The 25,164-nt window shown below is 70.0% G+C and carries 27 protein-coding genes and 1 pseudogene; 17 read left to right on the top strand and 11 right to left on the bottom strand.

The window, feature by feature from the left end; genetic code table 11:
• The first annotated feature begins 56 nt into the window (after nt 1-56).
• Entirely contained in the window at nt 57-497 is a 441-nt protein-coding gene (locus AC07NX_RS15385; RefSeq protein ID WP_494642948.1) for a YkgJ family cysteine cluster protein, read from the top strand.
• A complete protein-coding gene (locus AC07NX_RS15380) occupies nt 494-1,024 on the top strand; it encodes a YkgJ family cysteine cluster protein (protein ID WP_494642946.1) in 531 nt (176 codons plus the stop codon). The genes AC07NX_RS15385 and AC07NX_RS15380 overlap by 4 nt, the downstream gene beginning before the upstream one ends.
• A 269-nt stretch (nt 1,025-1,293) precedes the next feature.
• Here AC07NX_RS15380 and AC07NX_RS15375 read toward each other — a convergent pair whose 3' ends face one another.
• Nucleotides 1,294-2,199, bottom strand: a complete 906-nt coding sequence (locus AC07NX_RS15375) for an NAD-dependent epimerase/dehydratase family protein (protein WP_494642944.1) — start codon at nt 2,197-2,199, stop codon at nt 1,294-1,296.
• 45 nt (nt 2,200-2,244) lie between these two features.
• On the opposite strand from AC07NX_RS15375, the gene AC07NX_RS15370 reads away from it, so the two are divergent.
• Genes AC07NX_RS15370 through AC07NX_RS15360 form a run of 3 tightly spaced genes read left to right on the top strand, consistent with a single transcriptional unit; the run spans nt 2,245 to nt 4,094 of the window.
• Complete coding sequence (locus tag AC07NX_RS15370) at nt 2,245-2,589, top strand: MmcQ/YjbR family DNA-binding protein (protein WP_494642942.1); 345 nt, start codon at nt 2,245-2,247, stop codon at nt 2,587-2,589.
• Nucleotides 2,586-3,233 (top strand): Pr6Pr family membrane protein, encoded by a 648-nt coding sequence (locus tag AC07NX_RS15365; protein ID WP_494642940.1) that lies wholly within the window; start codon nt 2,586-2,588, stop codon nt 3,231-3,233. Before AC07NX_RS15370 ends, AC07NX_RS15365 begins: the two co-directional genes overlap by 4 nt.
• A 21-nt stretch (nt 3,234-3,254) precedes the next feature.
• The gene (locus AC07NX_RS15360; protein ID WP_494642938.1) at nt 3,255-4,094 is read left to right on the top strand and encodes an aldo/keto reductase; all 840 of its coding nucleotides are present in this window, start codon (nt 3,255-3,257) and stop codon (nt 4,092-4,094) included.
• 110 nt (nt 4,095-4,204) lie between these two features.
• Here the strand turns inward: AC07NX_RS15360 and ppk2 are convergent, their stop codons facing one another.
• Nucleotides 4,205-4,966 carry a polyphosphate kinase 2 gene (gene ppk2, locus AC07NX_RS15355; protein WP_494642936.1) on the bottom strand — a complete coding sequence of 254 codons (762 nt, stop codon included), beginning with the start codon at nt 4,964-4,966 and terminating at the stop codon, nt 4,205-4,207.
• A gap of 46 nt (nt 4,967-5,012) precedes the next feature.
• On the opposite strand from ppk2, the gene AC07NX_RS15350 reads away from it, so the two are divergent.
• From AC07NX_RS15350 to AC07NX_RS15340, 3 genes are all read left to right on the top strand, one after another.
• Nucleotides 5,013-5,729: a 16S rRNA (uracil(1498)-N(3))-methyltransferase gene (locus AC07NX_RS15350; RefSeq protein ID WP_494642934.1), complete on the top strand. Its 717-nt coding sequence runs from the start codon at nt 5,013-5,015 to the stop codon at nt 5,727-5,729.
• A 32-nt stretch (nt 5,730-5,761) separates the two neighbouring features.
• Entirely contained in the window at nt 5,762-7,417 is a 1,656-nt protein-coding gene (locus AC07NX_RS15345; protein ID WP_494642932.1) for a family 43 glycosylhydrolase, read from the top strand.
• Between the two features lie 150 nt (nt 7,418-7,567).
• A complete protein-coding gene (locus tag AC07NX_RS15340) occupies nt 7,568-8,926 on the top strand; it encodes a glutamate--cysteine ligase (RefSeq protein ID WP_494642931.1) in 1,359 nt (452 codons plus the stop codon).
• A 24-nt stretch (nt 8,927-8,950) separates the two neighbouring features.
• Here the strand turns inward: AC07NX_RS15340 and AC07NX_RS15335 are convergent, their stop codons facing one another.
• Both AC07NX_RS15335 and AC07NX_RS15330 read right to left on the bottom strand, forming a co-directional pair.
• Nucleotides 8,951-9,109, bottom strand: a complete 159-nt coding sequence (locus AC07NX_RS15335; protein ID WP_494642929.1) for a hypothetical protein — start codon at nt 9,107-9,109, stop codon at nt 8,951-8,953.
• Between the two features lie 106 nt (nt 9,110-9,215).
• Nucleotides 9,216-9,797 carry a DUF427 domain-containing protein gene (locus AC07NX_RS15330; protein WP_494642927.1) on the bottom strand — a complete coding sequence of 194 codons (582 nt, stop codon included), beginning with the start codon at nt 9,795-9,797 and terminating at the stop codon, nt 9,216-9,218.
• Nucleotides 9,798-9,982: 185 nt separating this feature from the next.
• Between AC07NX_RS15330 and AC07NX_RS15325 the strand changes: the two genes are divergently transcribed.
• Nucleotides 9,983-11,884, top strand: a complete 1,902-nt coding sequence (locus AC07NX_RS15325; protein ID WP_494642925.1) for a peptide MFS transporter — start codon at nt 9,983-9,985, stop codon at nt 11,882-11,884.
• Nucleotides 11,885-11,932: 48 nt separating this feature from the next.
• Here AC07NX_RS15325 and AC07NX_RS15320 read toward each other — a convergent pair whose 3' ends face one another.
• Nucleotides 11,933-12,394 carry a cupin domain-containing protein gene (locus AC07NX_RS15320; protein ID WP_494642923.1) on the bottom strand — a complete coding sequence of 154 codons (462 nt, stop codon included), beginning with the start codon at nt 12,392-12,394 and terminating at the stop codon, nt 11,933-11,935.
• Nucleotides 12,391-13,137 carry a hydroxyacylglutathione hydrolase gene (gene gloB, locus AC07NX_RS15315; RefSeq protein ID WP_494642922.1) on the bottom strand — a complete coding sequence of 249 codons (747 nt, stop codon included), beginning with the start codon at nt 13,135-13,137 and terminating at the stop codon, nt 12,391-12,393. Before gloB ends, AC07NX_RS15320 begins: the two co-directional genes overlap by 4 nt.
• Nucleotides 13,138-13,236: 99 nt before the next feature.
• Here gloB and AC07NX_RS15310 point away from each other — a divergent pair, with 99 nt between their 5' ends.
• Both AC07NX_RS15310 and AC07NX_RS15305 read left to right on the top strand, forming a co-directional pair.
• A complete protein-coding gene (locus AC07NX_RS15310; protein WP_494642921.1) occupies nt 13,237-14,058 on the top strand; it encodes a class I SAM-dependent methyltransferase in 822 nt (273 codons plus the stop codon).
• Nucleotides 14,059-14,087: 29 nt separating this feature from the next.
• Nucleotides 14,088-14,432 carry a P-II family nitrogen regulator gene (locus tag AC07NX_RS15305; protein ID WP_028038154.1) on the top strand — a complete coding sequence of 115 codons (345 nt, stop codon included), beginning with the start codon at nt 14,088-14,090 and terminating at the stop codon, nt 14,430-14,432.
• Nucleotides 14,433-14,461: 29 nt separating this feature from the next.
• On the opposite strand, the pseudogene AC07NX_RS15300 reads toward AC07NX_RS15305, so the two are convergent.
• Both AC07NX_RS15300 and AC07NX_RS15295 read right to left on the bottom strand, forming a co-directional pair.
• A pseudogene (locus tag AC07NX_RS15300) lies at nt 14,462-14,569 on the bottom strand (hypothetical protein); the annotation flags it as partial.
• 39 nt (nt 14,570-14,608) lie between these two features.
• Nucleotides 14,609-16,165: an MFS transporter gene (locus AC07NX_RS15295; RefSeq protein WP_494642919.1), complete on the bottom strand. Its 1,557-nt coding sequence runs from the start codon at nt 16,163-16,165 to the stop codon at nt 14,609-14,611.
• A 92-nt stretch (nt 16,166-16,257) separates the two neighbouring features.
• Here AC07NX_RS15295 and AC07NX_RS15290 point away from each other — a divergent pair, with 92 nt between their 5' ends.
• Entirely contained in the window at nt 16,258-17,802 is a 1,545-nt protein-coding gene (locus tag AC07NX_RS15290) for a phospholipase D-like domain-containing protein (RefSeq protein ID WP_494642918.1), read from the top strand.
• Between the two features lie 68 nt (nt 17,803-17,870).
• Here the strand turns inward: AC07NX_RS15290 and AC07NX_RS15285 are convergent, their stop codons facing one another.
• The 3 genes from AC07NX_RS15285 to metX all read right to left on the bottom strand — a co-directional run bounded on the left by AC07NX_RS15285 (nt 17,871) and on the right by metX (nt 20,759).
• Nucleotides 17,871-18,617: an endonuclease/exonuclease/phosphatase family protein gene (locus AC07NX_RS15285; protein WP_494642916.1), complete on the bottom strand. Its 747-nt coding sequence runs from the start codon at nt 18,615-18,617 to the stop codon at nt 17,871-17,873.
• On the bottom strand, nt 18,614-19,282 hold the full coding sequence (metW, locus tag AC07NX_RS15280; protein ID WP_494642915.1) for a methionine biosynthesis protein MetW: 669 nt from the start codon (nt 19,280-19,282) through the stop codon (nt 18,614-18,616). Before metW ends, AC07NX_RS15285 begins: the two co-directional genes overlap by 4 nt.
• 325 nt (nt 19,283-19,607) lie before the next feature.
• Nucleotides 19,608-20,759, bottom strand: a complete 1,152-nt coding sequence (gene metX, locus AC07NX_RS15275; RefSeq protein ID WP_494642913.1) for a homoserine O-acetyltransferase MetX — start codon at nt 20,757-20,759, stop codon at nt 19,608-19,610.
• A 75-nt stretch (nt 20,760-20,834) separates the two neighbouring features.
• Here metX and AC07NX_RS15270 point away from each other — a divergent pair, with 75 nt between their 5' ends.
• The 5 genes from AC07NX_RS15270 to AC07NX_RS15250 are packed head-to-tail and all read left to right on the top strand — an operon-like array spanning nt 20,835 to nt 25,016.
• Entirely contained in the window at nt 20,835-21,347 is a 513-nt protein-coding gene (locus tag AC07NX_RS15270; RefSeq protein ID WP_494642912.1) for a SixA phosphatase family protein, read from the top strand.
• Nucleotides 21,344-21,688, top strand: coding sequence for a DUF952 domain-containing protein (locus AC07NX_RS15265; RefSeq protein WP_494642910.1), 345 nt, complete (start codon nt 21,344-21,346; stop codon nt 21,686-21,688). The genes AC07NX_RS15270 and AC07NX_RS15265 overlap by 4 nt, the downstream gene beginning before the upstream one ends.
• Nucleotides 21,685-22,758 carry a quinone-dependent dihydroorotate dehydrogenase gene (locus tag AC07NX_RS15260; protein ID WP_494642909.1) on the top strand — a complete coding sequence of 358 codons (1,074 nt, stop codon included), beginning with the start codon at nt 21,685-21,687 and terminating at the stop codon, nt 22,756-22,758. Before AC07NX_RS15265 ends, AC07NX_RS15260 begins: the two co-directional genes overlap by 4 nt.
• A complete protein-coding gene (locus AC07NX_RS15255) occupies nt 22,755-23,492 on the top strand; it encodes a TVP38/TMEM64 family protein (RefSeq protein ID WP_494642908.1) in 738 nt (245 codons plus the stop codon). Before AC07NX_RS15260 ends, AC07NX_RS15255 begins: the two co-directional genes overlap by 4 nt.
• A 9-nt stretch (nt 23,493-23,501) precedes the next feature.
• Nucleotides 23,502-25,016, top strand: coding sequence for a sensor histidine kinase (locus AC07NX_RS15250; protein ID WP_494642907.1), 1,515 nt, complete (start codon nt 23,502-23,504; stop codon nt 25,014-25,016).
• Nucleotides 25,017-25,164 lie beyond the last annotated feature (148 nt).

The following is a 25,164-nucleotide window of genomic DNA, read 5'->3' as shown; positions in this document are numbered from 1 at the left end:
AAACCGTCACGAAACCGCGATAAATCCGTCTCCGGACGATTACGGGGCGAGCGACGGTGGACCAGACCAGGACCTGCGGCGACTGCGGAATGTGCTGCAAGCTGATGGGCGTGGCGGCCCTCGACAAGCCGGCCCACGCCTGGTGCGGCCACTATCGCAAGGGCGCCGGCTGCGGGATCTACGTCGACCGGCCCCGGGCCTGCGCCGATTATGCCTGCTACTGGCTGAACGCGCCCAATCTCGACGACCGCTGGCGGCCGGACCGCGCGCGCTTCGTGCTGCATCGCGAGGACGAGGGCCGGACCCTGGTGGTCGAGGTCGATCCGGCCGCCCCCGACGCCTGGCGCAAGGCCCCGTTCCATGCCGCCTTCAGGGCCTGGGCGGCGCGGGGCGTGTCCCGGGGCCTGACCCTCAACGTCCTGGTCGGGCGGCGCGGCTACACGATCCTGCCCGACCGCGACATCGACCAGGGTTTGGTGCGCGAGATCCCGGCATGAGCGAAGCGGCCCCCGTCCCATCCCCCGTTCCGTCGAAGTCGTGCGGCGATTGCGGCATGTGCTGCAAGGTCCTGCATATCGGCGAGCTGGCCAAGCCGGCCGGCCAATGGTGCGGCGTGTTCCGCAAGGGCTCGGGCTGCGGCGACTATGAGGCCCGGCCCCAGGCCTGCCGGAGCTTCCACTGCCTGTGGCTGACGTCCGAGCGGCTGGACGCCGCCTGGCGGCCCGACAAGGCCGGCTTCCTGATGTATCCCGACCGCGACGGCAAGCGGCTGAACGTGGTGGTCGATCCGGGCAAGCCGGCTTCGTGGCGGCGCGAGCCCTACTATTCGCGGCTGAAGGCCATGTCGCAGCGCGCCCTCGACGGCTACGAGCTGCTGATCTGCATCGGCGACCGCCGGGTGGTGATGTTCCCCACCGAGGACGTCGACCTGGGCGTGTTGAACCCCGACCACAAGCTGGTCAGCGGCTATGTCGACAAGGACGGCGGCAAGGTCCCGTTCGCCATGGTGCTGAGCGACGTCTAGAGTATTTTCGAGCGAAGTGGATCCCGGTTCGCGTAAAGAAAATGCGTTAAAACAAATCTCTAGAGCCCCGGCCTGATGCAATCAGGTCGGGGCTCTAGAGCGATTGCCGTTCCTTGAACCGCCCCGGTTGTCATCCCGGAAGCCTCGCAGAGGCTATCCGGGACCCAGGGGGCGGGCGAAGGCGGTGCGGCTGTCCTGGGTCCCGGACAAGCGCTGCGCGCTTTCCGGGATGACAACGGAAGGGCGCGCCGCGGTCGTCGAACGTCCCTTCAGAACCGCGGCCGGAAATCCCGCGGCGCCCAGCCGAAGTCGGCCCGGGCCGCGGCGTCGTCGAAGGTCAGGTCCTGGGCCATGCGGTCGGCCATGGTCGCCGTGGCTCCCGGATAGAACGGCTTGGCCAGGGTCAGCAGCAGGCGAAACAGCCAGGCCGGCAGGGGCAGGATCAACGGCCGCCGGCCGAGGCCCGCATAGATCCGCTCGGCCATCGCGCGATAGGTCAGGGTCTCGCCGCCGACCAGGTCGTAGGCCCTGTTCCGCGCGGCCGGCGCCCCGGCGGCGGCGATCGCGCCCCCGGCCAGGTCGTCGGCGTGCACCGGCTGGCGCAGGCCTTCGCCGCGCCCCGACAGCGGCAGCACCTTGAACCGCCGGATCAGGCCGGCCAGGCGGCTGACATTGGCGTCGCGGCCTTCGACATAGATCAGGGTCGGCCGCAGGATCGTCCAGGCCACGCCGTGCTCGGCGCAGAAGGCCTCGACCCTGGCCTCGGACTCGGCCAGGGCGCGAGCCACGGCCCGCTCGGAGGGCTCCGGCGAGTCCTGCTTGGTGAAGCGGCTGGTCGAGGAGAACGCCACCAGCCGGGTCATGCCGCGCGCCTTCAGGGCCGGCAGGGCCCCGGGCAGCAGCCAGATCGGCGACAACGACAGCACCGTGGCGATCGGCGGCAGCTCGTCGGCCAGGTTCGGGTCGGCCAGGTCGCCGTCCACCCAGCAGACGTCGTTGGTCGGCGGGCGCCGGCTCAGCGAGATCGGCTCGATCCCCTTGGCGTTGAGCCGCGCCAGCATGAACCCGCCGATCAGGCTGGTGGCGCCCAGCACCAGCACAGGCGAGGCCAGGTCCGGCGGGCCCTGGACCGAGGGCGCGGGGGCCGGAGGCGATGGGGTGTTTTCAGCGTCCATCTTCCCCGTATAGTCGCGCCGCAAGCCGCGACCCAGGACTTTGACATGACCTTCGAGGACGTGCGCGCCTTCGCCTTCAAGCTGCCCGGCGTGAGCGACGGAACGGCCTATGGCCATCCGTGCCTGAAGGCGCACGGCAAGTTCCTGACCCGCGTGTGGGACGACGGCGACACCCTGGTCTGCCCCGGGGTCGGCTTCGACGAGCGCGAGCTGCTGATCGAGGCCGAGCCCGAGACCTTCTTCGTGACCGACCACTACAGGAACTATCCCTATGTCCTGGTCCGCCTGTCGCGCGTCGACGCCGGCACGGTGGAACGGTTCATCGAGCGCCGATGGCGGGCGACCGCGCCCAGGAAGCTGCTCAAGGCCCACGACGCGGAGACGGCATGAGAACCTTTTGGCGAAGCGGCGCGGCGGCCCTGGTCTGGCTGGGCGTCCTGCTGCAGTTCTGGCTGATGGTCCACGGCCGGCCGCCGGCCGAGGCCGCCCACGCGATCGTCAAGTTCCTCAGCTTCTTCACCGTGCTCAGCAACATCGCGGTCGGGACGGTGCTGACCGCTCTGGTTATGTCGCCGGGCCGTCCGCTGGGGCGCTGGGCGGGGCGGGCGGGGACCCGCGTGGCGGTCGGCGTCTACATCGCGATCACGGCGGGGATCTACCACGCCCTGCTGGCCGGACTGTGGCGGCCGACCGGTTCGCAACTGGTCGCCGACGTCCTGCTGCATACCGTGACCCCGGCCCTGTTCCTGGCCGATTTCCTGGTCTTCCCGCCGGGCGAGGCCGCCAGGTGGGGCTCGGCCTGGAAGGCGCTGGTCTTTCCGCTGGCCTACGGCGCCTGGTCGCTGGCCCACGGGGCGGCGACGGGGTTCTATCCCTACCCGTTCCTCGACGTGGGCAAGCGCGGCTACGGGGCGGTGCTGGTGACGATGCTGCTGATGGGCGCCGGCTTCTACGCCATGACCCTGGTGTTGACCGGGCTGCAGCATCTGCAACGGCGACTGGCGCCGGCTTCCCGAGCGACTATATCGGCCTGAGCGCCCTCCCGGAGACCCGCCATGCCCCATCCCATCCCCGACATCCGCGCGGGCGACGTGGCCATGCCGGTCATCGGCCTGGGCACCTGGCAGCTGGACGGCGGCGCCGCCCAGGCGATGGTCGAGAAGGCCCTCGAGCTGGGCTATCGCCACATCGACACCGCCCAGGCCTATCGCAACGAGCAGGATGTCGGGGCCGCCCTGGCGGCGACCGGCGTGCCGCGCGACCAGGTCTTCCTGACCACCAAGGTCTGGGTGGACCAGTTCGCCCAGGGCGACCTGCAGCGGTCGGTCGAGGCCAGCCTCCGGCGCCTGAAGGTCCCCCGGGTCGACCTGCTGCTGCTGCACTGGCCCAAGCCGAAGCCGGCCCTGGCGGAAACCATGGCGGCGCTGAACGACGTCCACGGTCGGGGCCTGACCCGCGCCATCGGCCTGTCGAACTTCCCCTCCGCCCTGATGGCCAGGGCCCAGGCCGCCTCGGACGCGCCGATCGCCACCAACCAGGTCGAATACCACCCCTACCTGTCGCAGAAGACCCTGATCGCCAAGGCCAGGGCGATGGGCTCGACGATCACCGCCTGGTCGCCCCTGGCCCAGGGCAAGGTGGCGACCGACCCGGTGCTGGCCGAGATCGGCGAGGCGCATGGCAAGACGCCCGGGCAGGTGACCCTGCGCTGGCAGGTCCAGCAGGGCGTGGCCACCATTCCGCGGACCAGCAACCCGGCGCGGCTGGCCGAGAACTTCGCCATCTTCGACTTCGCCCTGTCGGACGCCGAGATGGCGCGGATCTTCGCCCTGGCGCGGCCGGACGGACGGCTGGGGAACTGGCTGGATCCGGCGTTCGCCTGGGACGCGGATTAGCCGCCGACCCCCTCCGGCCCCTCGGGCCACCTGCCCCAGAGGGGGAGGAGTTACGCCATGATAGATGCTCCCCCTTTGGGGGAGCTGTCGGCGAAGCCGACTGAGGGGGCCTACCGCGCCAGCCGCCCGTCCGTCAGCGCCGCCGGCTCGAACTTGAAGATGACCTCCGGGTCCGGCTTGGGAACGCCCTTGAGCAGCTTCTTCGGGGCCGAGACGTGCAGCAGCCAGCGCAGGATGTTCAGCCGCGCGGCCTTCTTGTGGTTGGCGCGCACGCAGATCCACGGGACGGGGGTGGAGTGGGTGCGCATGAGCATCTCGTCGCGGGCGGCGGTGTAGTCGTCCCACTTGCTCTGGGCGACCGCGTCCAGGTCGCTGATCTTGAAGGCCTTCAGCGGGTCCTTGCGGCGAGCTTCCAGCCGTTTGGCCTGCTCGTCGCGACTGATGTCCAGCCACAGCTTGCTCAGCCGGACGCCGTTCTGCACCAGCATCAGCTCGAAGGCCGGGACGTCGCGCAGGAACTGCTCCTGTTCGTTGGGCGTCGAAAAGCCCATCACCCGCTCGACCCCGGCCCGGTTGTACCAGGAGCGGTTGAAGACCACGGCCTCGCCGGCCGCCGGCAACTGCTGGACGTAGCGCTGGAAGTACCACTGGCCGCGTTCGCGATCGGAGGGCGCGGGCAGGGCGATCACCCGGGTGGCGCGGCGGTGGGCGTGTTCGGTGACCCGGGCGATGGCCCCGTCCTTGCCAGCGGAGTCGCGGCCCTCGAACACGGTCACCGTCTTCCAGCCCTCCTTGATCGCCTGTTTCTGCAGGGCGATCAGAGCCAGTTGCAGGTCGCGCAGCTCGGTTTCGTAGTCAGGGGACTTGCTCATCGGCCGAGCCTACCCCCGGAACGTCGAGTTGCGCTAGAAGGGGCGAATGATCCGCCTTTTTGTTCCGCACCCCCTCAAGATCGGCGCCGGCGTCGCGCCCACGATCGACCAGTCGCGCTACCTGACCGCCGTGATGCGGCTCAATGTCGGCGACGAGATCCTGGTGTTCAACGGCCAGGACGGCGAGTGGCGCTGCAGCCTGACCGAGGCCGGCAAGCGCGGCTGCCTGTTGCGCGCCGAGGCCCAGACCCGCGAGCAGGACCGTGCGCCCGACCTCGACCTGGTGGTCGCCATGGTAAAGCGCGGACGGGTCGAGACCATCGTCGAAAAGGCCGCCGAACTGGGCGCGCGCCGGGTGCGCCTGACCCAGACCCGCCGCACCAATGTCGACTTCCTCAAGCTGGGCCGCCTGGACGCCATCGCCATCGAGGCCGCCGAGCAGACCGGCCGGCTGGACGTGCCGGTCATCGACGACCCGCAGAAGCTGGACAAGATCCTCGACGCCTGGGATCCGGCCCGTCGGCTGATCTTCTGCGACGAGGGCGGCGACGCCAGGGGCATGATCGAGGCCCTGGCGGGAACGGGCGCGCCGGCCGCCATCCTGATCGGTCCCGAGGGCGGCTTCGCGCCGGAGGAGCGGGAGAAGCTGCGCGCGCTGCCGTTCGTCATCCCGGTGACCCTGGGGCCCCGCATCCTGCGCGCCGACACCGCCGCCATCGCCGCCATGACCCTGTGGCAGGCCGCCGTCGGCGACTGGCGCTGATCAACACCGAAAAAGATCACGAGGAAATCCGCATGGCTCGTTCCCGTCGCGAAGCGCTGCTTCTTGGCCTGGCTTCGGCCGGCGGCCTGGCCGCGCCGGTCCAGGCCGCGTCGCGAGAGGCCGCCCGCGGGCCGGCCGCGAAGGACCCGGCCTGGCGCGCCGGCGTCGAGGGCCAGAGGCGAGCCGACCTTGGGAACGGTCTCTATCGCAACCCGGTCCTGTCGGGCGACCGTCCCGATCCCAGCGTCCTCAAGGACGGCGAAGACTACTACGCGGTCTTCTCCTCGTTCCTCTACTATCCGGGCGTGGTGATCTGGCGGTCGCGAGACCTGGTCAACTGGATCCCGGTCGGACCGGCCCTGAAGACCCCGCTCGGCTCGGTCTGGGCCCTGGACATCGCCAAGCACGGCGGGCGCTACTTCATCTACATCCCGGTCCTGATCGCGGGGACGCCGCAGGGCCTGCCCTTCAAGACCTATGTCGTCCACGCCGACAGCATGAGCGGCCCGTGGAGCGAGCCCATCGACATGGACATCGACGGCTCCATCGACCCTGGCCACGCGGTCGGCGAAGACGGTAAGCGCTACCTGTTCCTCAACGACGGCCATCGGGTCAGGATCACCGACGACGGCCTGCGCCGCGACGGTCCGGTGGAGAAGGTCTATGACGGCTGGCCGATCCCGAACGACTGGGTGATCGAGGCGCCCGCCCCGGAAGGACCCAAGATCCTGCGCCACGGCGGATGGTTCTACCTGTTCTCGGGCCAGGGCGGCACGGCCGGCCCGCCCACCAGCCACATGGTGGTCGTCGCTCGGTCCCGCTCGATCGACGGGCCGTGGGAGAATTGCCCGCACAACCCGATCGTCCGCACCACCGGCATCGATGAGCCCTGGTGGTCGCGCGGCCACGCCACGCCGGTGCAAGGACCGGCCGGCGACTGGTGGTTCGCCTATCATGGCTATGAGAACGGTTTCCGCACCCTGGGACGCCAGCTGCTCCTGGAGCCGTTCGAGTGGACCGCCGACGGCTGGCCCAAGGCCCTGGGCGGCGATCTCTCCCGCGCCTCGCCCAAGCCGAAGGGCGCTCCGTCGGGCGAGCACGGCCTGGCGCTGTCTGACGACTTCCGCGCCGACGTCCTGGGGACGAAGCTGGCCTTCTACGCGCCGGAGCCCGGCTATCTGGAGCGGGTCCGCTTCGGGGCGGACGGCCTTGTCCTGCAAGGACGGGGCAAGGGCCCCGCCGACTCCTCGCCGCTGACCTTCATCGCCGGCGACCGCTCCTACGAGATCACCGTCGACATCGAGGTCCAGGGCGCGGGCCAGGGCGGGCTGCTGCTGTTCTACAACGACAAGCTGTTCTGCGGCGTGGGCGCGGAGGACGGCAAGCTGCGGGCCTACAAGTTCGGGGTCGAGCAGGAGTATCCGCCGCCCGGCCCGATGCAGGGGCGGCGGCTGACCCTGCGCCTGGTCAACGACGAGAACGTGGTCAGCCTGTTCCTTCGCCAGGACGGCGGGGCCTGGCGCCGGATCGTCTCGTACGAGGTGGCCGGCTACAACCACAACATGGCCGACGGCTTCATGAGCCTGCGCCCGGCGATGTTCGCCTCGGGCGACGGCCAGATCGTCTTCCGGTCGCTGACGTACAGGGCTCTGGAGCGCGGGGGGCGCGAGGCCCCGCGACGAGCCTGAGCGCCAAACCGGAACCTCGCCTGTCGCGAAAGGCTGGGCGGGCCTCTTGAGGTTCGCTAAGAAAACGCCCAACTGCGCAGCACGACAGTTCGCGGCCTGGTCGGAGGGACGTTCCCCTCCCTTCTTGAAGCGTGTTTTGGGGAGGGGCCGATGGCCGAAACCGTGAGCCAGGAGCGTCCGCTGACGCTGGACGATCTGACCGCCTATTTCGCGCAAGGCTCCAAGCCCAAGGAGCAGTTCCGGGTCGGCGCCGAGCACGAGAAGTTCGGCTTCTACCTGAAGGACCACGCGCCGGTCCCCTACGAGGGCGACAAGGGCGTGCACGCCCTGCTGACCGGACTGCAGCGCTTCGGCTGGAAGCCGGTGATGGAGGGGCCGACGATCATCGGGCTGGAGCGCAACGGCGCCAATGTCAGCCTGGAGCCCGGCGGCCAGTTCGAGCTTTCCGGCGCGCCGCTGAAGACCATGCACGACATCTGCGAGGAGACCGGCCAGCATCTGGACGAGGTCAAGACCGTGGCCGACGAGCTGGGCCTGGGCTTCCTGGGCCTGGGCTTCTCGCCCCTGTGGCGGCGCGACCAGGTGCCCGTCATGCCCAAGGGGCGCTATGTCATCATGCGCAACTACATGCCCAAGGTCGGCGGCCTGGGCCTGGACATGATGCTGCGCACCTGCACGGTGCAGGCCAATCTCGACTTCTCCAGCGAAGCCGACATGGTCGCCAAGTTCCGCATGAGCCTGGCCCTGCAGCCGATCGCCACCGCCCTGTTCGCCAACTCGCCGTTCACCGAGGGCAAGCCCAACGGCTTCCTGTCGGCCCGCGCCAACGTCTGGACCGACACCGACGCCGACCGCACCGGCCTGCTGGACTTCGTGTTCGAGGACGGCTTCGACTTCGAGCGCTACGCTCGCTACGCCCTGGACGTGCCGATGTACTTCGCCAAGCGCGGCGACAGGTACATCGACCTGGCCGGCCGCAGCTTCCGCGACTTCATCGACGGCAGGATCCCCGAGCTGCCGGGCGAGCGCGCCACGATGAAGGACTGGGCCGACCACACCACGACCCTGTTCCCCGAGGTCCGCCTGAAGACCTATCTGGAGATGCGCGGCGCCGACGCCGGTCCGTGGAGCCGCCTGTGCGCGCTGCCGGCCCTGTGGACGGGGGTGTTCTACGACGACGCGGCCCTGGCGGCGGCCTGGGACCTCTGCAAGGACTGGACGGCCGAGGACCGCGCGGGCCTGCGCCGCGACGTGCCCCGCCTGGGCCTGAAGGCCAAGGTGGCCGGCCGTACGGCCCAGGACGTGGCCAGGGACTTCGTGGCCATCGCCAAGTCGGGCCTTAAGGACCGCGCCCACCTGAACGGCGGCTTCCTGGACGAGACCATCTATCTGGGCGACCTGGAGGAGATCGCCGAGACGGGGATCACCCCGGCCGAACGCCTGCTGGCGCTGTACGAGGGCGCGTGGAAGGGCGACATCGGCCGGGTGTTCGAGGACTTCGCGTACTGAGATCCACGCCCGGCGCCGGCGGCTTTAGAAGATCGCGCGGATGGCGGCGATGATCCCGGCCCAGGCCAGGATGCTGGCCGCCACCAGCCCCAGGCGTTCCCAGGCGATCCTGGCGCGGGCGGGGCTCGGCCGCGCGCGGCCGGACGGGGGACGCAAACCGGAATCATAACCGATGTAAGCCACGGCGTTTCTCCCAGAGCGCCTCTCTGCGGGAGGCTTCAAGCTTGAGCGTTGAGGTCATTGCAGCGCTCCAAAGGTTAACGAACGCCTTACGCTCCAGGTTCCCGGCCTAGATCGACCCGGTTCCCTCATAAGGCTTGGCCACGGACGGCGGGCCGTCTTCGCGGATGTCGTCGCCTTCCCAGGCCTCGTCGTCCGGCATCGAGACATTGGCGTCCCAGTGCTCGGCCTGGCTGGCCCCGGAGCCGCTGTCGGTGTGCCGGACCACCTCGTCGACCCCGCGCGGATCGGCGGGGGCGAAGGAACGGGCGGCCTCGGTGTCCGCGGCCGACTGGGCGCCGACCTGGAAGTCGAAGTGCTGGGGATAGAAGGCCAGCCGGCCGGCGATCTGGCCCATGCCTGGCAGGGGGGCCTCATAGGACCAGATGGCGTTCTCGATGATCTGCCGGTCGCGCATGATCGTGTAGTACGAGGCCTGGCCCTTGTAGGGGCAGTGGGTGGCCTTGTCGGTCTTTTTCAGGAACGCCATGGCCACGTGCTCGCGCGGGAAGTAGCGCACGGGGTCGTGCCCTTCCTCGCGCAGCACCAGCACGTCGTCGCTGGTGGCGATGCTGTGGCCCTCGAACAGCACCTGGACCCGGCCAGGCTCCCTGGCGCAGGTGATCGGATGGTCCTGATGGGTGGCGTCCATGGCTGAATTCTCCAGCGAGGCAAGGTGACGCCTATCAAACGCGCGGGGCGGGAACGGGGCTCCAAAGCGGCAAGCCATTGCTTGTGAAACGCAAAGCGCCGTGATCTTCTCCCCGCCAATTGGGGAGGGGAGGGCGAAACCACCTGCTGGTCGCCCGCGCCGCTTGTACGTTTCAAGGTTCGTGAATGAATATCGTCGTCGCCGCCGGCATCCTGGTCACCCTGGTGACCGGCGTACCCGTGCTTATCCAGCTGCTGCGAGGCCATCCGCGCGGCCTGATCATCTGCTTCCTGGCCGAGATGTGGGAGCGCTTCTCCTACTACGGCATGCGCGGCCTGCTGATCTTCTACCTGACCCAGCACTTCCTGTTCGATCCCAAGGCGGCCAGCGGCCACTATGGCTCCTATACCTCGCTGGTCTATATCGTGCCGCTGCTGGGCGGCTTCCTGGCCGACCGCTACCTGGGCACGCGCAAGGCGGTGGCCTTCGGCGCGATCCTGCTGGTGGCCGGGCACCTGGCCATGGCCGTCGAAGGCCGGCCCGCGACCCAGACCCTGACCTACGCCAACCAGACCTACGACTTCCAGGTCGAGGGTCGCGGGGAGGCACGCGTGGCGAGGATCGTCATCGACGACAAGCCGTACGAGGTGGCCGCCGACGCGGCGGGCGGCTTCGAGATCAAGAACCTGCCGGCGAGCGCGGCCTTGCCGGGCGTCCTGCCCAAGGGGCAGTACACGCTGGGCGTGAAGGACCGCGATCCGCTGTACCTGAACATCTTCTGGCTGGCCCTGGCGCTGATCATCGTGGGCGTGGGCTTCATGAAGGCCAATGTCGCCACCCTGGTCGGCCAGCTCTATCCGCAGGGCGACCCGCGCCGTGATCCGGGCTTCACGCTCTACTACTACGGCATCAACCTGGGTTCGTTCTGGGCGGCCATCCTCTGCGGCCTGCTGGGCGTCAATTTCGGCTGGTCGGCCGGCTTCGGCGCCGCCGGCCTGGGCATGCTGGCCGGTTTCGTGGCCTTCGTGCTGGGCAAGCCCTGGCTTCTGGGCAAGGGCGAGCCGCCGGAGCTCTCCAAGCTTAAGGCGCCGGTCCTGGGGCCGGTCAACCGCGAGGGCGTGATCTACGCCGGCTCACTGGGCGTGGTCGGGCTGATCTTCTTCCTGGTGCAGTACACCCCGGTGGTCAGCGCCACCCTGATCGCCGGCATGTTCGGGTCGCTGGGCTACATCCTGTGGTTCGCCTTCGTGAAGTGCGAGAAGGTCGAGCGCGAGCGGCTGCTGCTGGCCACGGTGCTGGTGCTGGGCGCGGTGGTGTTCTGGACCCTGTTCGAACAGGCCGGCTCGTCGCTGAACCTGTTCGCGGCCACCAACGTCAACCTGACCCTGCTGTCGCATCCGGTGACGTGGTTCGGGGGCGCGATCGTCCTGGGAGCCCCCGAGCAGTTGGCCGCCGCCGGGATCGACACGGCCGGCAAGCTGTGGGTCAACACCGCCTTCAACGCCGCCCAGACCCAGGCGATCAACGCCGGCTGGATCCTGATCTTCGCCCCGGTGTTCGCCGCGCTGTGGACGGTGCTGGGCCGGCGGGGGCGCAACCCGGGGCCGATGGTCAAGTTCGGCCTGTCGCTGATCCAGGTCGGCGCCGGCTTCCTGATCCTGCTGGTCGGCGCCTATTTCGCCGACGGCGCCTTCCGCATGCCGCTGATCTTCCTGATCCTGATGTACATGCTGCATACCTCCGGCGAGATGTTCATGTCGCCGGTGGGGCTGTCGCAGATGACCAAGCTGTCGCCGCTGTCGATCGTGTCGTTCGTGATGGCGGTCTGGTACATGGCCCTGGCCATGGCCAACCTGTTCGGCAGCTGGATCGCGGCCGTCGCCTCGACCGAGACGATCGGCGGCCAGGTGCTGGACCCGGCCGCGGCCATGACCCAGTCGCTGCTGGTGTTCAAGGTGATCGGCCTGATCTCGATCGGCATCGGCGTGCTGTTCCTGGCCCTGTCGCCGATCCTGAAAAAGTGGTCGCACGGCTCGGACGACACCACCCCCGAACCGACCGCCGAGCCGGCTTCGATTGCGCCGTAAGGCAAAAGGCCCCGGATCGCTCCGGGGCCTTTTTGTTGGACGCACGCGCTATGCGCCGGGCCGCCATCCCTCGGGCGCCAGTTCGAAGCCCTCGAACCGGAAGCCCGGCGCCACGGTGCAGCCGACCAGGGTCCAGGCGCCCAGGCTGACGGCGGTCTGCCACCATCCGGTCGGCACGATCAGCTGCGGCCGGCAGCCGGCGCGCAGGTCCGGTCCCAGGGTGTGGGCGGTCGCGCCCTGGCCGTCCGGGGGCGACAGGGTCAGACGGATCGGCGCGCCGGCGTACCAGTGCCAGGTCTCGACGGCGTCGATCCGGTGCCAGGCCGACAGCTCCTCGGCCTGCAGCAGGTAGTAGATGGCGGTGGAGGCGGGGCGGCCATTGGCGTCGACCGCGGTGTCCTCGAAGGTGCGCCGGTACCAGCCGCCCTCGGGGTGGGGCGCCATGTCCAGCAGGCGGATGATTTCACGGGCGCCCAGGTCGCCGGAGAGGCCGCGCAGGTCGCTGCTCATCCCTTGAAGCCGTCCTTGGCGGCGCGGATCTCGCCGAACGCTTCGGCCGGCGGCAGATGGGGGCGCAGCAGCGGCGCGCGCAAGAAGGGATTGGTCGCCTTCTCCAGGCCGATCGTGGTCGGCACGGTCGGCTGGCCGCGCTCGCGGGCGGCGAACACCGCTTGCGCCCGATCCCTGAGCGCCGGGGCGTCGTCCACCGACAGGGCGAAGCGGGCGTTGGCGGCGGTGTATTCGTGGGCGCAATAGACGGTGGTGTCGTCCGGCAGGGCGGTCAGTTTGGCCAGCGAGCCCCACATCTGCTCGGCCGTGCCCTCGAACAGCCGGCCGCAGCCCAGGGCGAACAGGGTGTCGCCGACGAAGGCGATGCGATCGGCCGCGTCGTGATAGGCGATGTGCCCCAGGGTGTGGCCGCCGGTGTCGATCACCGCCAGCGAGGTCTCGCCCAGCATCACCGTGTCGCCCTGGCCCACCACGCGGTCCAGCGGCGCGATGCGGGTCACCTCCTGGGGGCCGACGATCGTCGCGCCGGTGGCCGCCTGGATCGCCGCGTTGCCGCCGGCGTGGTCCGGATGCCAGTGGGTGTTGAGGATCAGGTCCAGCGTCCAGCCCAGCCTGTCCAGCTGGGCCAGGATCGCGTCGGCGTCGGGCGTGTCGATCGTGGCCGTCGTCCCGGTGGCGTCGTCGCGCACGAGAAAGCCGTAATTGTCCGACAGGCAGGGAAACTGGTGGACGGTCAGCGACATGGTTTCGACTCCGGACAGGGCCATGTTCTCTTGGGTGCGGGGACGTGACGTCAAGGACCCGGCCGCCTACATAGATGATGCGATCGATCGGGAGACTCAATGCGCCGCGACGTGCTCGATCTCAGAGCCTTCTACGCCAGTCCGCTCGGCCGCGCGGCCCGCGAGATGCTGGGCCGCAAGGTCGAGGAGGCGTGGGGCGACGCGCGCGGGCTGGACGTGCTGGGCCTGGGCTACGCCACGCCGTTTCTCGACAAGGCCCGCACCCAGGCCCGCCGGGTCGTGGCCGCCATGCCGGCTTCCCAGGGCGTCGAGGTCTGGCCCAGCGGCGGGACCAACGCCGCGACCCTGGTCGAGGAGACGGCCCTGCCGTTCCCCAACGCCATGTTCGACCGAATCCTGGCCGTCCACGCGCTGGAGGAGGCCGACGATCCGGGCGCCGTGCTGCGCGAGATCTGGCGGGTCATGGCGCCGTCCGGCCGCCTGATCGTCGCCGTCGCCTCGCGCGACGGCCTGTGGGCGGGGGCCGAGAGCACGCCGTTCGGCCATGGCCGGCCGTTCAGCCGTCACCAGCTGGAGGCCCTGCTGCGCGAGGCGGACCTGGAGCCCGCCGGCTGGACGCGGGCGCTCTACGCGCCGCCTCTGTCGGTGGCCGCGCGCTGGGCCGAGGGGTTCGAGCAGGTCGGGGCTCGCCTGTGGCCGCGCTTCGCCGGACTGATCCTCATGGAGGCCGTCAAGCAGACCTTCGCGGTCAAGCCGCGCGGCAGCCGGGCGCGCGTCCGGGTTTTCGCGCCGGGCGTGCTCGCGCCCTCTCCCGGCGGCCCCGCTCCGGTTCGGGCGGCGCCTGTTCGAAAGGCGCCGGGTACTCTAAATGCCGCAAGGCCCTTGGAGCCGTCGATTCCCGGGCCTAGCTTCAAGCCGTAGAACAAGCCGTCACTAGCGGGAGCCGCGCCATGAAGATGATCGTCGCCGTTATCAAGCCCAGTCGCCTGGACGCCGTGCTTGAGGCGGTCACCGAGGCGGGCGCCTCCGGCCTGACGGTCACCGAGGTCCGCGGCTACGGCCGACAGAAGGGCAAGACCGAGGTCTATCGCGGCGCCGAGTACGAGGTGAAGCTGCTGCCCAAGGTCAAGCTGGAGATCGCCGTCGCCAACGACGTGGTCGAGCCGGTGGTCGAGGCCCTGCAGCGCACCGCCAATACCGGCAAGATCGGCGACGGCAAGGTGTTCGTCCTGGACCTGGAGCAGGCCCTGCGCATCCGCACCGGCGAACGCGACGCCGCGGCGATCGCGGGGTAGTCAACTATACGCCTAACGCCCCGATGGTTGTCATCCCGGAAGCCTCGCAGAGGCTGTCCGGGACCCAGGGGCCGGCGCATTGCGGTGGCCCCTGGGTCCCGGCTCTCTGCTTCGCTGCGGCCGGGATGACACCCTGAGTGGGTTACCTGGGCGCAGAAATCTTGCGCGGCTGTGGCCTACCCCTCCAGCTCCCGCAGGTCCCGGCCGCGCGTCTCGGTCCCGAACCAGGCGACCAGCACCAGGGCCAGCGCCAGGGGCGCGATGATCATCAGGGCGGCCACCTTCAGCGGCGGCACGGCGGCCAGGATGCCCAGCAGCTGGGCGATCAGCCCGCCCGACTTGCTGCAGGCGGCGACCCAGCCGGTGGCGCGGCCGCGGACCCGCAACGGGAAGCTCTCGGCCGTATAGGGCAGCAGGATGGCCAGCAGGCCGTTGGTGCCGATGATCATCAGCGCCACCGGCAGCACCGGGCTGACTCCGGGGCCGATGGTCAGGACGCCGGCCACGCCCACGGCGCTGACCGCGATCGTCGCCGCCATCGACCACTTGGTGCTCCAGCGGCTGTAGAGGAAGGCGCAGACGAACACGGTCGGGAAGGCGATCAGGGCCGACTTGGCCAGCAGCTGGCTGGAGACGCCCACGCTGTGGCCCTCGGCGACCAGCTCGGCCGGCAGCCAGAGCAGCAGGCCGAAATTGACCAGGCCCCAGGCCACGGCCGCGATGCTCAGGGCGACCGTCTTGCCCATGAAGCGCCGCTCGACCGGCGGCGGGGTCAGGACATGGTGATGATCCTCGGGCCTGTCCTCCTTCTCGCGGACCACGGAGCCGAACCGCTTCATCACCGCGTGGGCGGCGTCGAGGCGGCCGATGGCCATCAGGAACTTGGCGGATTCGGGGATGAAGCCGGACAGGGCGATCAGGATCAGGCCGGTTGGCAGGTTCAGGAACCACATGATCCGCCAGCCGAACTCCGGCTGCAGCCAGGCCGACGAACTGGACGAGGCCAGGTAGCCGCCCACCGCGCCCAGGCCGCCGACCAGCACCAGGGCCCAGCCGCGGTGCTTGGACGGCATGGTCTCGGCCAGCAGGGCGTAGACCACCGGCAGCAGTCCGCCGGCCGCCGCGCCCATCATGAAGCACATGCCGACGTTCCACCAGAAATCGGGCATGGCCCCGCAGATCGAGGTGCCGACGAACATCACCGCCGACAGCAGGATCGAGGCCCGCCGCCCGAAGAGGTCGGCCAGAGCGCCCCAGATGATCGAGCCCGCGACGGTGCCGGTGAGGGCCGCGAACGGCAGCCAGGCGACCATCGCCTTGCTCACGCCGTATTCCTTGATCATGCCGGGCACCACGAAGCCCAGGCTGGCCGGCTTCATGATGTCGATGACCAGGGCCACCACCAGCACCAGCATCAGGCCCCAGTGGGCCAGGGACAGCGGCGCGTCCTCGGGCGGCGTGACCTCGATCGTGTGCTCCAGGTGATGGTCGACGCCGCGACGGGGCAGCAGGCCCCAGCCGGCCAGGGCGCAGCCGGGCGGGATGAGCAGCATGCCCACGGTCATGCCCAGGTCCATCTTCATGCCGGCCAGCTGGTAGCCGATGTCGGCGCCCATCAGGTACATCGGCAGGTGCAGGACCACGCCGGCGGTGACCACCAGGCAGCCCAGCCAGAAGGCCCACAGGCGCTTGCGGTCGGCGAGGACGTGATGGGCGGGTGTCTGGGCTGTCATCGGCGTCCAACAAACATGGGCCAGCGTTCTATCCAAGCGGAGCCATAACATGGGCCCGTGCGTTGACGAATTTCCATGGCACAAGGGGCGATATGGCCGACGACGCATCCTCGCTGACCTCCACCTCGCCGCCCGCCTCGCTGCTCAGGCCCGGCGCCACCTGCTGGCGCGTGGAACAGGCCGAGCGGCTGGCGCTGTTCATCGACAACGACGAGGCGTTCGACGCGCTGAAGTCCATCCTGCTGTCGGCCCGCAAGTCGATCTGGATCCTGGCCTGGGTGTTCGACCCCCTGACGCGCCTCGACCCCGACCGGGTCAGGAAGAGCCGCGATCCCCGGCACGTGGACCGCATCGGCCTGCTGCTGCGCCGGCAGGCGGCGCTGAACCCGGGCCTGGACGTGCGGATCCTGGTCTGGGACATGCCGTTCCCGATCGCCGCCTCGCAGCTGTTCGGACCCCATCGCGGCCAGGTGTTCTTCACCGGCTCGCGGGTGAAGTACCACCTCGACAACACCCTGCCGGCCAGCGCCTGCCATCACCAGAAGGTGGTGGTGGTCGACGGCTCGGTCGCCCTGGTCAGCGGCGGCGACATTGGCGTCGATCGCTGGGACACCACCCAGCACCTGGACAACGATCCCCGCCGTCGCCTGCCGACCGGCCGCCATTATCCGGCCCGGCACGAGGTGGCGGCCCTGGTCGACGGCAAGGCGGCCGAGGCCCTCGGCGACCTGTTCATCGCCCGCTGGGGCCGGTCGACGGGCGAGGCGCTGGAGCGCTCTGAAAAGCCCGAGGCGGCGCCCTGGCCGGACTACCTGGTCCCCGACCTTCGCAACCTGTCGGTCGGCATCTGTCGCACCCAGCCGGCCTGGAAGGACGATCCGGAGATCAACGAGTCGATGCTGATGCACCTGGCCGCCATCAAAGCGGCCAGGCGGCTGGTCTATCTGGAGAACCAGTACCTGACCTCGCCGATCATCGTCGAAGCCCTGGCCGAGCGCCTGGCCGAGCCGGACGGCCCCGAGGTGGTGACCGTGGGGCCGGCCCACAGTCCCAGCTATTTCGACCAGATGACCATGGACAGCGCCCGCACCTCGGCGATCAACCGCCTGCGCGAGGTCGACGTCCACGGCCGCTTCTCGGCCTTCAGCGCCCGCACGCCCAAGGGCGCGGCGATCATCGTCCATTCCAAGGTGGCGATCGTGGACGACCGGGTGCTGCGGCTGGGCTCGGCGAACCTGAACAACCGCTCGATCGGGCTGGACACCGAATGCGACATCGCCTTCGAGGGGACCGACGAGACCAGCCGCGCCGCGGTCCGCGCCTTCCTGGGCCGGCTGATCGGCCACTTCCTCGATCACGAGACCGGCTATGTGCTGGAGACCTACGACCGCCTGGGCGGCCTGGCGGCGACGATCAACGCCCTGGATCGCAAGGACGGCCAGCCGCGCCGCCTGGCGCCGGTGCCGATCAGGCCCCTGACCGGCGTCCAGCAGTTCATCGCCGACTGGAGCCTGGGCGACGCGATCTCGCCCACCGACGCCTGGCGCCCCTGGGGCCGCCGCAAGCGCCTCAAGCGCGAGCTGCACCGTCTGACGGTGGATACCCTGCCGGAGTTGCCGGATCACCTGCGGGAGTGATCTTGCTCCGCTCATCCCGGCGTTCGCCGGGATGAGCGGCTTGAAGGCAAGGTACGAAACCGAGCGTGTCAGGCGCCGGTGATCTCCAGGTCGACCACCAGGGGCAGGTGGTCCGAGGCCGCCCGCGCCAGCGACCCATAGGGCGAACGAACCGCCACCGTCTCCAGGCCCTTGGTCAGGAAGACGTGGTCGATGCGCATGAACGGGAAGCTGGACGGGAAGGTCGCGGTCGGCGTCTTGCTCCAGGTCGCGCTCTGGGTCTGCGCGTCGCGCAGGGCGGCCCTCAGCAGGCGATAGGTGGCCGAATAGGGCGTGGCGTTGAAGTCGCCCAGCAGGATGCCCGGGGCCTTCCAGGCGTCGTGGGTGATCCAGTCCTCCCCGAGCAGGGCGGCCGCCTGCCGCTTCTGCTCCGGAGGCGCCAGGCCCAGGTGGGTGTTGATGATCTGCACCGGCGTCCCGCCGACGTCGACGGTGATCCAGATCGCGCCGCGCGGCTCCAGGCCGGGAATGCGCGGATACAGCGGCAGGCCGTCGGCCTTGACCTTCTTCTCGGGCAGGGCGGTCAGGATGGCGTCGCCGTAAAGCTCCTCCTCCACCGCCATGGCCGGATGGAAGTGCGAGCGCATCTTCAGCAGTTCGGCCAGGCGGTGGGCCTGGTCGACGCCCCGGGTGCGGGCCCGGCGGACGTCCAGTTCCTGCAGCGCCACGACGTCGGCGTTTTCCGCAGCGATGACCTCGGCCACACGCTCGACGTCGAGCTTGCGGTCCGTGCCCACGCAACGGTGGACATTGTAGGTCATGAGACGAAGCTTCATCCGTCGAAGAGATCGCCTGAGGTCGCTGGAGGTTCCGTCCTCGCCAAGCTTTGGACGGGCGGGGGATTGCGGCTGAGCATGAACAGGCAGCTTTCGGCGCGCCAGTTCTCGATGGCTTTCGTCGGGTCGATCTGCCGGGCCGGGCCGTCGCCCGCGAAGGCGGCGCAGGCGTCGATGCGCACGCCCAGGTCCTCGGTCAGGGCCAGGAAGTCGGCCAGGGTGCACAGGTGGATGTTGGGCGTCGCCCACCAGGGCAGCGGCAGGGCCTTGGTCTCGGGCATGCGGCCCCGGTGCAGCAGCGACCAGCGCACGCGCCAGTGGCCGAAGTTCGGGAACGACACCACGGCCCGGTCGGCGATCCGCAGCAGCTCGTCCAGCACGTGCCGCGGCCGCCGCGTGGCCTGCAGGGTCTGGGACAGCACCGCATAGTCGAAACTGCGGTCGGGGAAGTGGTCGAGGTCCTGGTCGGCGTCGCCCTGCACCACGGACAGGCCGCGCGACATGCAGGCGGCCACGCCCGCGGCGCTGATCTCCAGCCCCCGGCCGTCGACCTGTTTTTCCTTCGTCAGCAGATCCAGCAGCACCCCCTCGCCGCAGCCGACGTCCAGCACGCGGGAGCCGGGGCGGATCAGGCGCAGGATCTCCCTGAAATCTTCGCGGATCATGCTCCTCCCCCTGTGGGGGAGGTGTCGGCGCAGCCGACGGAGGGGGGAGTGATCGGCTGATAGCCACAACCCGGATCGACGACCCCAAAACGCCCCCCGCGGGCCTTCGGCCGCCTCCCCCACAGGGGCAGGGGTATCGCATATGGAAAAACGGCCATCTCGGTGCGCAGTGGAGCCGACTCGAAAGTCAGTATTCGCGCGCGATCCGAAGCTTTCCTTGGGTCGATCCAGGTGGCGCCAAAGCCGGTCCGAACCCTGATTTGGGCCGGAATTTCCATATGCGATACCCCTGCCCACAGGGGGAGGGCCTGGGTTACGCGAGCCATCACAGTCCTCTTTCCCGTTCGACCGAGCCGAGGAAACCCTGCAGGGCCGCGTCCATCACCGGTTCGTCCAGCAGGAAGGCGTCGTGTCCCTTGTCGCTCTCGATCTCGACGAAGGCCGCGCGGCAGCCGGCGGCGGTCAGGGCGCGGACGATGTGGCGGTTCTCGGCGGTCGGATAGAGCCAGTCGCTGGTGAACGACAGCACGCAGAAGCGCACGTGGCGGGCCCTGGCGAAGGCCTGGGCCAGCACGCCGCCGTGGGCCGCGGCCAGGTCGAAATAGTCCATGGCCCGGGTGATGTAGAGATAGGAGTTGGCGTCGAAGCGGTCGACGAAGCTGGTTCCCTGGTGGCGCAGGTAGCTCTCCACCTGGAAGTCGGCGTCGAAGCCCCAGGACAGGCCGTCGCGCTGCAGCTCGCGGCCAAACTTCCGCTGCAGGGCCGGCTCGGACAGGTAGGTGATGTGGGCGGCCATCCGGGCCACCGCCAGGCCCTTTTCGGGCCGCGACTTGCCTTGCGCGTAGGCGCCGGCCTTCCAGTCGGGATCGGCCATGATCGCCTGGCGGCCCACCTCGTGGAAGGCGATGTTCTGGGCCGAGTGGCGCGAGGCCGAGGCGACGATCACCGCGCTGAACAGCTTGTCCGGATAGTCGGTCGCCCATTGCTGGACCTGCATGCCGCCCATCGAGCCGCCGATCACCGCCAGCAGGGTCTCGACCCCCAGGGCTTCGACCAGCATCGCCTGGGCCCGCACCATGTCGGCGATGGTGATCACCGGGAAGCTCAGGCCGTAGGGCTTGCCGGTGGCCGGATTGGTCGAGGCCGGGCCGGTCGAGCCCATGCAGCCGCCGACCACGTTCGAGCAGATGACGAAGTGCTTGGCCGGATCGATGGGCTTGCCAGGGCCGACCAGGCGGGTCCACCAGCCGGGTTTGCCGCTGACGGGGTGCGCGCCGGCCACGTGCTGGTCGCCGGTCAGGGCGTGGCAGATCAGGACAGCGTTCGTGCCGTCCGCGTTCAGCTCGCCCCAGGTGCGGTAGGCGATCTCGAGGTTTTCCAGCTGGGCGCCGGAATCCAGCCGCAGGGGCTGATGCGACGGGAACCGCCAGGTTCCGCCCTCCGACAGCACAGGTCCGGCGAAGTCGAGTTCAGCCATGCCCGCCTTGGACCGCTTGGCGCCTCCCGTGTCAACCGCGCTTCCTGAGCGCCGCGGTGAAGGCTATGGAGGGTCATGGACCGACTGATCCTCATGCGCCACGGCAAGGCCGAGCAGCACGCCGCTTCGGGCGGCGATTTCGAACGCGCCCTGGCGCCGCGCGGCCAGAACGACGCGGCCCTGATGGGCAAGGTCCTGGCCAAGGCCGGCCTGACGCCGGACCTGGCCCTGGTCTCTTCGGCCCGCCGCACCCGCGAGACCTGGGACGCCGCCGCCCCGGCCTTTCCCAAGGCCCGGGCCGAGACCCGCCGCGATCTCTACCACGCCGAGGCCCAGGACGTGCTGGCGGCGATTCGCCAGGAAGCGCCCGATGGCGGAACCGTCATGGTGGTGGGCCACAATCCCGGCCTGCACGAACTGGCCCTGCGCCTGGCCCTGGGCGGTCCGGCCGATCCCGCCAGGCTGGCCCAGCTGCGCGGCAAATTTCCCACCGCGACCGTCGCGGTGTTCTCGATCGATCCCGACGGAGCCCCGACCTTGAGCCACCTGTTCTATGCTTCGGAAAACGGCGGGCACGGCGGCGAATGAGCAAGATCTACAAGATCCTTCCGAAGGCGGAGTGGGACGCCGCCCGGGCCTCTGGAACCTTCGCCGGCTCGGCGGTCGACCTGGCCGACGGCTTCATCCACTTCTCCGGCCACGACACCGCCCAGCGGACCGCCGAGCTCTATTTCAGGGGCCAGTCCGACCTGATGCTGCTGACCGTCGAGGCCGACCACCTGGGCGAGGCCCTGAAATGGGAGGCCTCGCGCGGCGGGGCCCTGTTCCCGCACCTGTTCCGCGACCTGAAGGTGGATGAGGTGATCGCCGAGCGGGCGCTGGCGCTCGACGTCGACGGCGCGCCGATCCTGGGCGAGCTGAGCGCATGAGCCTGCACGACGTCGCCGCCCGCGCCCTGCACGTGCTCGACCCCGAGGACGCCCACGGCTGGGCGATCCGGGGGCTGAAGATGGGCCTGGGCCCGCGCCAGTCCGACGTCGACGACCCGATCCTGGCCTGCAGCGTCGCCGGCCTGCCGCTATCCAACTGCGTGGGCCTGGCCGCCGGCTTCGACAAGAACGCCGAGGTTCCCGCCGCCATGTCACAGGCCGGCTTCGGCTTCGTGGAATGCGGCACGGTCACGCCCCTGGCCCAGGCCGGCAACCCGCGGCCGCGGCTGTTTCGCCTGACCCAGGACCAGGCGGTGATCAACCGCATGGGCTTCAACAATGAGGGGCTCGAGCCGTTCGCCGCGCGCCTGTCGGCCCTGAAGGCCCGTCGCGCCGGCGGCCGCCAGCCCGTCGTCGGGGCCAATATCGGGGCCAACAAGGACGCGGTCGACCGCATCGCCGACTATGTCGCCGGCCTGACGCGGCTGTGGGGGCTGTCGGACTATTTCACCGTCAACATCTCCTCGCCCAACACGCCGGGCCTGCGGGCGCTGCAGACCAGGGCGGCGCTGGAGGAACTGTTGGGCCGCATCGCCGAGGCGCGCGGCCTGCTGAAGGCGGCCGGAGCGGTCGACTATCCGATCTTCCTGAAGGTCGCGCCCGACCTGGAGGACGGCGAGGTCGAGGCCATCGTCGAGACCGTCGCCGCCAACGGCCTGAACGGGATCATCGTCAGCAACACCACGGTCGCCCGGCCCGCCGACCTGACCTCGCCCCACAAGGGCGAGAGCGGCGGGCTTTCGGGCCGGCCGCTGCTGACCGACTCGACCGCCATGCTGGCCCGCTTCCACGCGGCCGACGGCGGCCGTCTGGTCCTGATCGGGGCGGGCGGGATCGCCAGCGGCGCCGACGCCCTGGCCAAGATCCGCGCCGGGGCCTGCGCCGTGCAGCTCTATTCGGCCCTGGTCTATGGCGGCCCCGGCCTGGTCCAGCGCATCAAGCGCGAGCTGGCCGCCCGGCTTCGCGCCGAGGGCTTCGCCGCGGTGACCGACGCGGTCGGCGCGGGATGACGCCCGACGCCACCCTGGCCTGGCTGCGCCGGTTCGGGCCGCTGGGCGCGCTGCTGATCCTGCTGGTCGTCGCCCTGGCCAGCGGCCTGGCGGGCAAGCTCGACCTGGCCACACTGCAGGCCCACGGACAGGCCCTGCAGACCTATGCCGCGGCCAACCCGCTGAAGTGCGCGGCGATCTATATCCTGATCTACGTCGCCACGGTGTCGATCTCGCTGCCGGGGGCCCTGATCCTGTCCCTGACCGGCGGCTTCCTGTTCGGGCCGATCGGCGGCGGGGCGGTGGCGGTGACCGGGGCGACCGGCGGTTCGACCGTGGTCTACCTCGTCTGCCGCACCGCCTTCGGCGACTTCCTGCGCCAGAAGCCCGGCGCCCTGCTGACCCGGATCGAGGAGGGCTTCAAGGCCGACGCCTTCTCCTACCTGCTGACCCTGCGCCTGATCCCGGCCTTTCCCCTGCTGCTGGTCAATGTGGCCTCGGGCCTGATGAACATTCCGGTGCGCACCTACCTGCTGGCCTCGTTCCTGGGGATGATCCCCAGCTCGTTCGTCTATGCCGGGATCGGCGCGGGCCTGGGCCACATCTTCGCCAGCGGCGAGCCGGTGACGATGCACACCTTGTTCTCGCCGCGCATCTATCTGCCGATCGTGGCGATGGGCGCCCTGGCCCTGTTGCCGCCGCTGTGGCGCTATTGGCGGCGCCGACGCGTTGCCGAAGCCCCAGACGTGAAGTAACCCAGACGAATGACCGAGCCGGTCGCGCCCGCAGTGTCGGAACCTCCCAAGCCAGGGCGTCGCTTTCCCTGGCCCGGCGGCCTGTCGGCGCGGCTGCTGCTGCTGACCGCCCTGTTCGTGGCCATCGCCGCCGCCTTCATCCTGCCGCCGGCCCTGGCCGACTTCGAGAAGCAGTGGCTGCTGGACCGCGTGCGGTCCGCCGAACTGGCCTCGACCATCGCCGACGCCGATCCCGAGCGCCGGGTGACCGATCGCGTGTCGCAGCAACTGCTCGACCAGGCCGGGGTGGTGATCGTGGCGCTGGAGGTGGACGGCGCCCGCCGCCTGGTCCTGCCCACCGAGCCGCGCGGCCTGAAGATCAAGCCGCCCTACCTGGTCGACCTGCGCCGCCAGAACCCCGGCTCCTGGCTGGCCGCCCCGTTCTTCACCCTCAAGAGCGCGCCCGGCAGCATGGTGCGGGTGATGGCCGAGCCGCGCTTTCGCCAGGAGGCCGAGTTCGTCGAGATCGTCCTGCCCGACGCCCAGCTCAAGGCCCTGCTGGTCGGCTATCTGGGCCGCCTGGCCGCGGTGACGATCTTCGTGGCCGGCCTGGCGGGCGGGCTGATCTATCTGGCGCTGAACTTCCTGCTGGTGCGGCCGATGCAGCGTCTCACCCTGGCCATGGAGCGGTTCCGGGCCAATCCGGAGGATCCCGCCGCCCGGGTGGTGGTCTCGCGCCGCCGCGACGAGATCGGCCGCGCCGAGCGCGAACTGGACATGATGCAGACCGACCTGATCACCGCCCTGCAGGCCAAGGCCCGCCTGGCGGCCCTGGGCGAGGCGGTGGCCAAGATCAATCACGACCTGCGCAACATGCTGACCAGCGCCCAGATGGCGTCCGACCGCCTGGCCGCCCTGGGCGACCCCAAGGTGGCCCAGGCCCTGCCGCGCCTCGAACGCGCCCTCGACCGCGCCATCACCCTGGCCAGCGACGTGATGGCCTACGGCAAGTCCAAGGAACCGGCCCCGGCCCTGCGCGCCACGCCGCTGCGCGCCGCCCTCGACATGGCCGCCGAGGACGCCGGCCTGCTGCCCTCCGGCGTGGCCCTGGAGACGGTGATCGACGGCCGCGAGCAGGTGCTGGCCGACCCGGACCAGCTGCACCGCATCCTCACCAACCTGCTGCGCAACGCCCGCGAGGCGATCGAGGGCGCCCCCGACCGCGGCGGCAAGGGCCGGGTGTTCGTCGAGCTGCGCCGGGCCGAGGGTCTGAGCGTCCTGCGGCTGTCCGACGATGGTCCCGGCGTGCCGGAGAAGGCCCGCAACAACCTGTTCCAGCCGTTCGTCGGCTCGGTGCGGCGCGGCGGCACCGGCCTGGGTCTGGCCATCGCCCGCGAACTGGCCCAGGGCCACGGCGGCGACCTGGCCCTGGTCGAGACCGGCCCTGGTGGCTCGGTGTTCGACCTGACCCTGGCGGGAACGCCCGATCCGCTGCCGGAAGCGCCGCCGGAGCCCGTGAAGCCCAAGGCGAAGTCCAAGCCCTAGCGACGGCTACATGGCCCGCGCGATCCATCCGTAAGCGATCGCCAGCCCCAACTTGTCATCCCGGGCGTAGCTGTTCAGTCCGGGGACATGCCTGACGGGTGTTCGGGGACATAGCTGACACATCATCATTGGCGGACTGGCTCGAAGG

The sequence above is a fragment of the Caulobacter sp. GW821-FHT09A05 genome (assembly GCF_059418465.1).
This window is presented reverse-complemented; position numbering and strand designations above follow the sequence as displayed.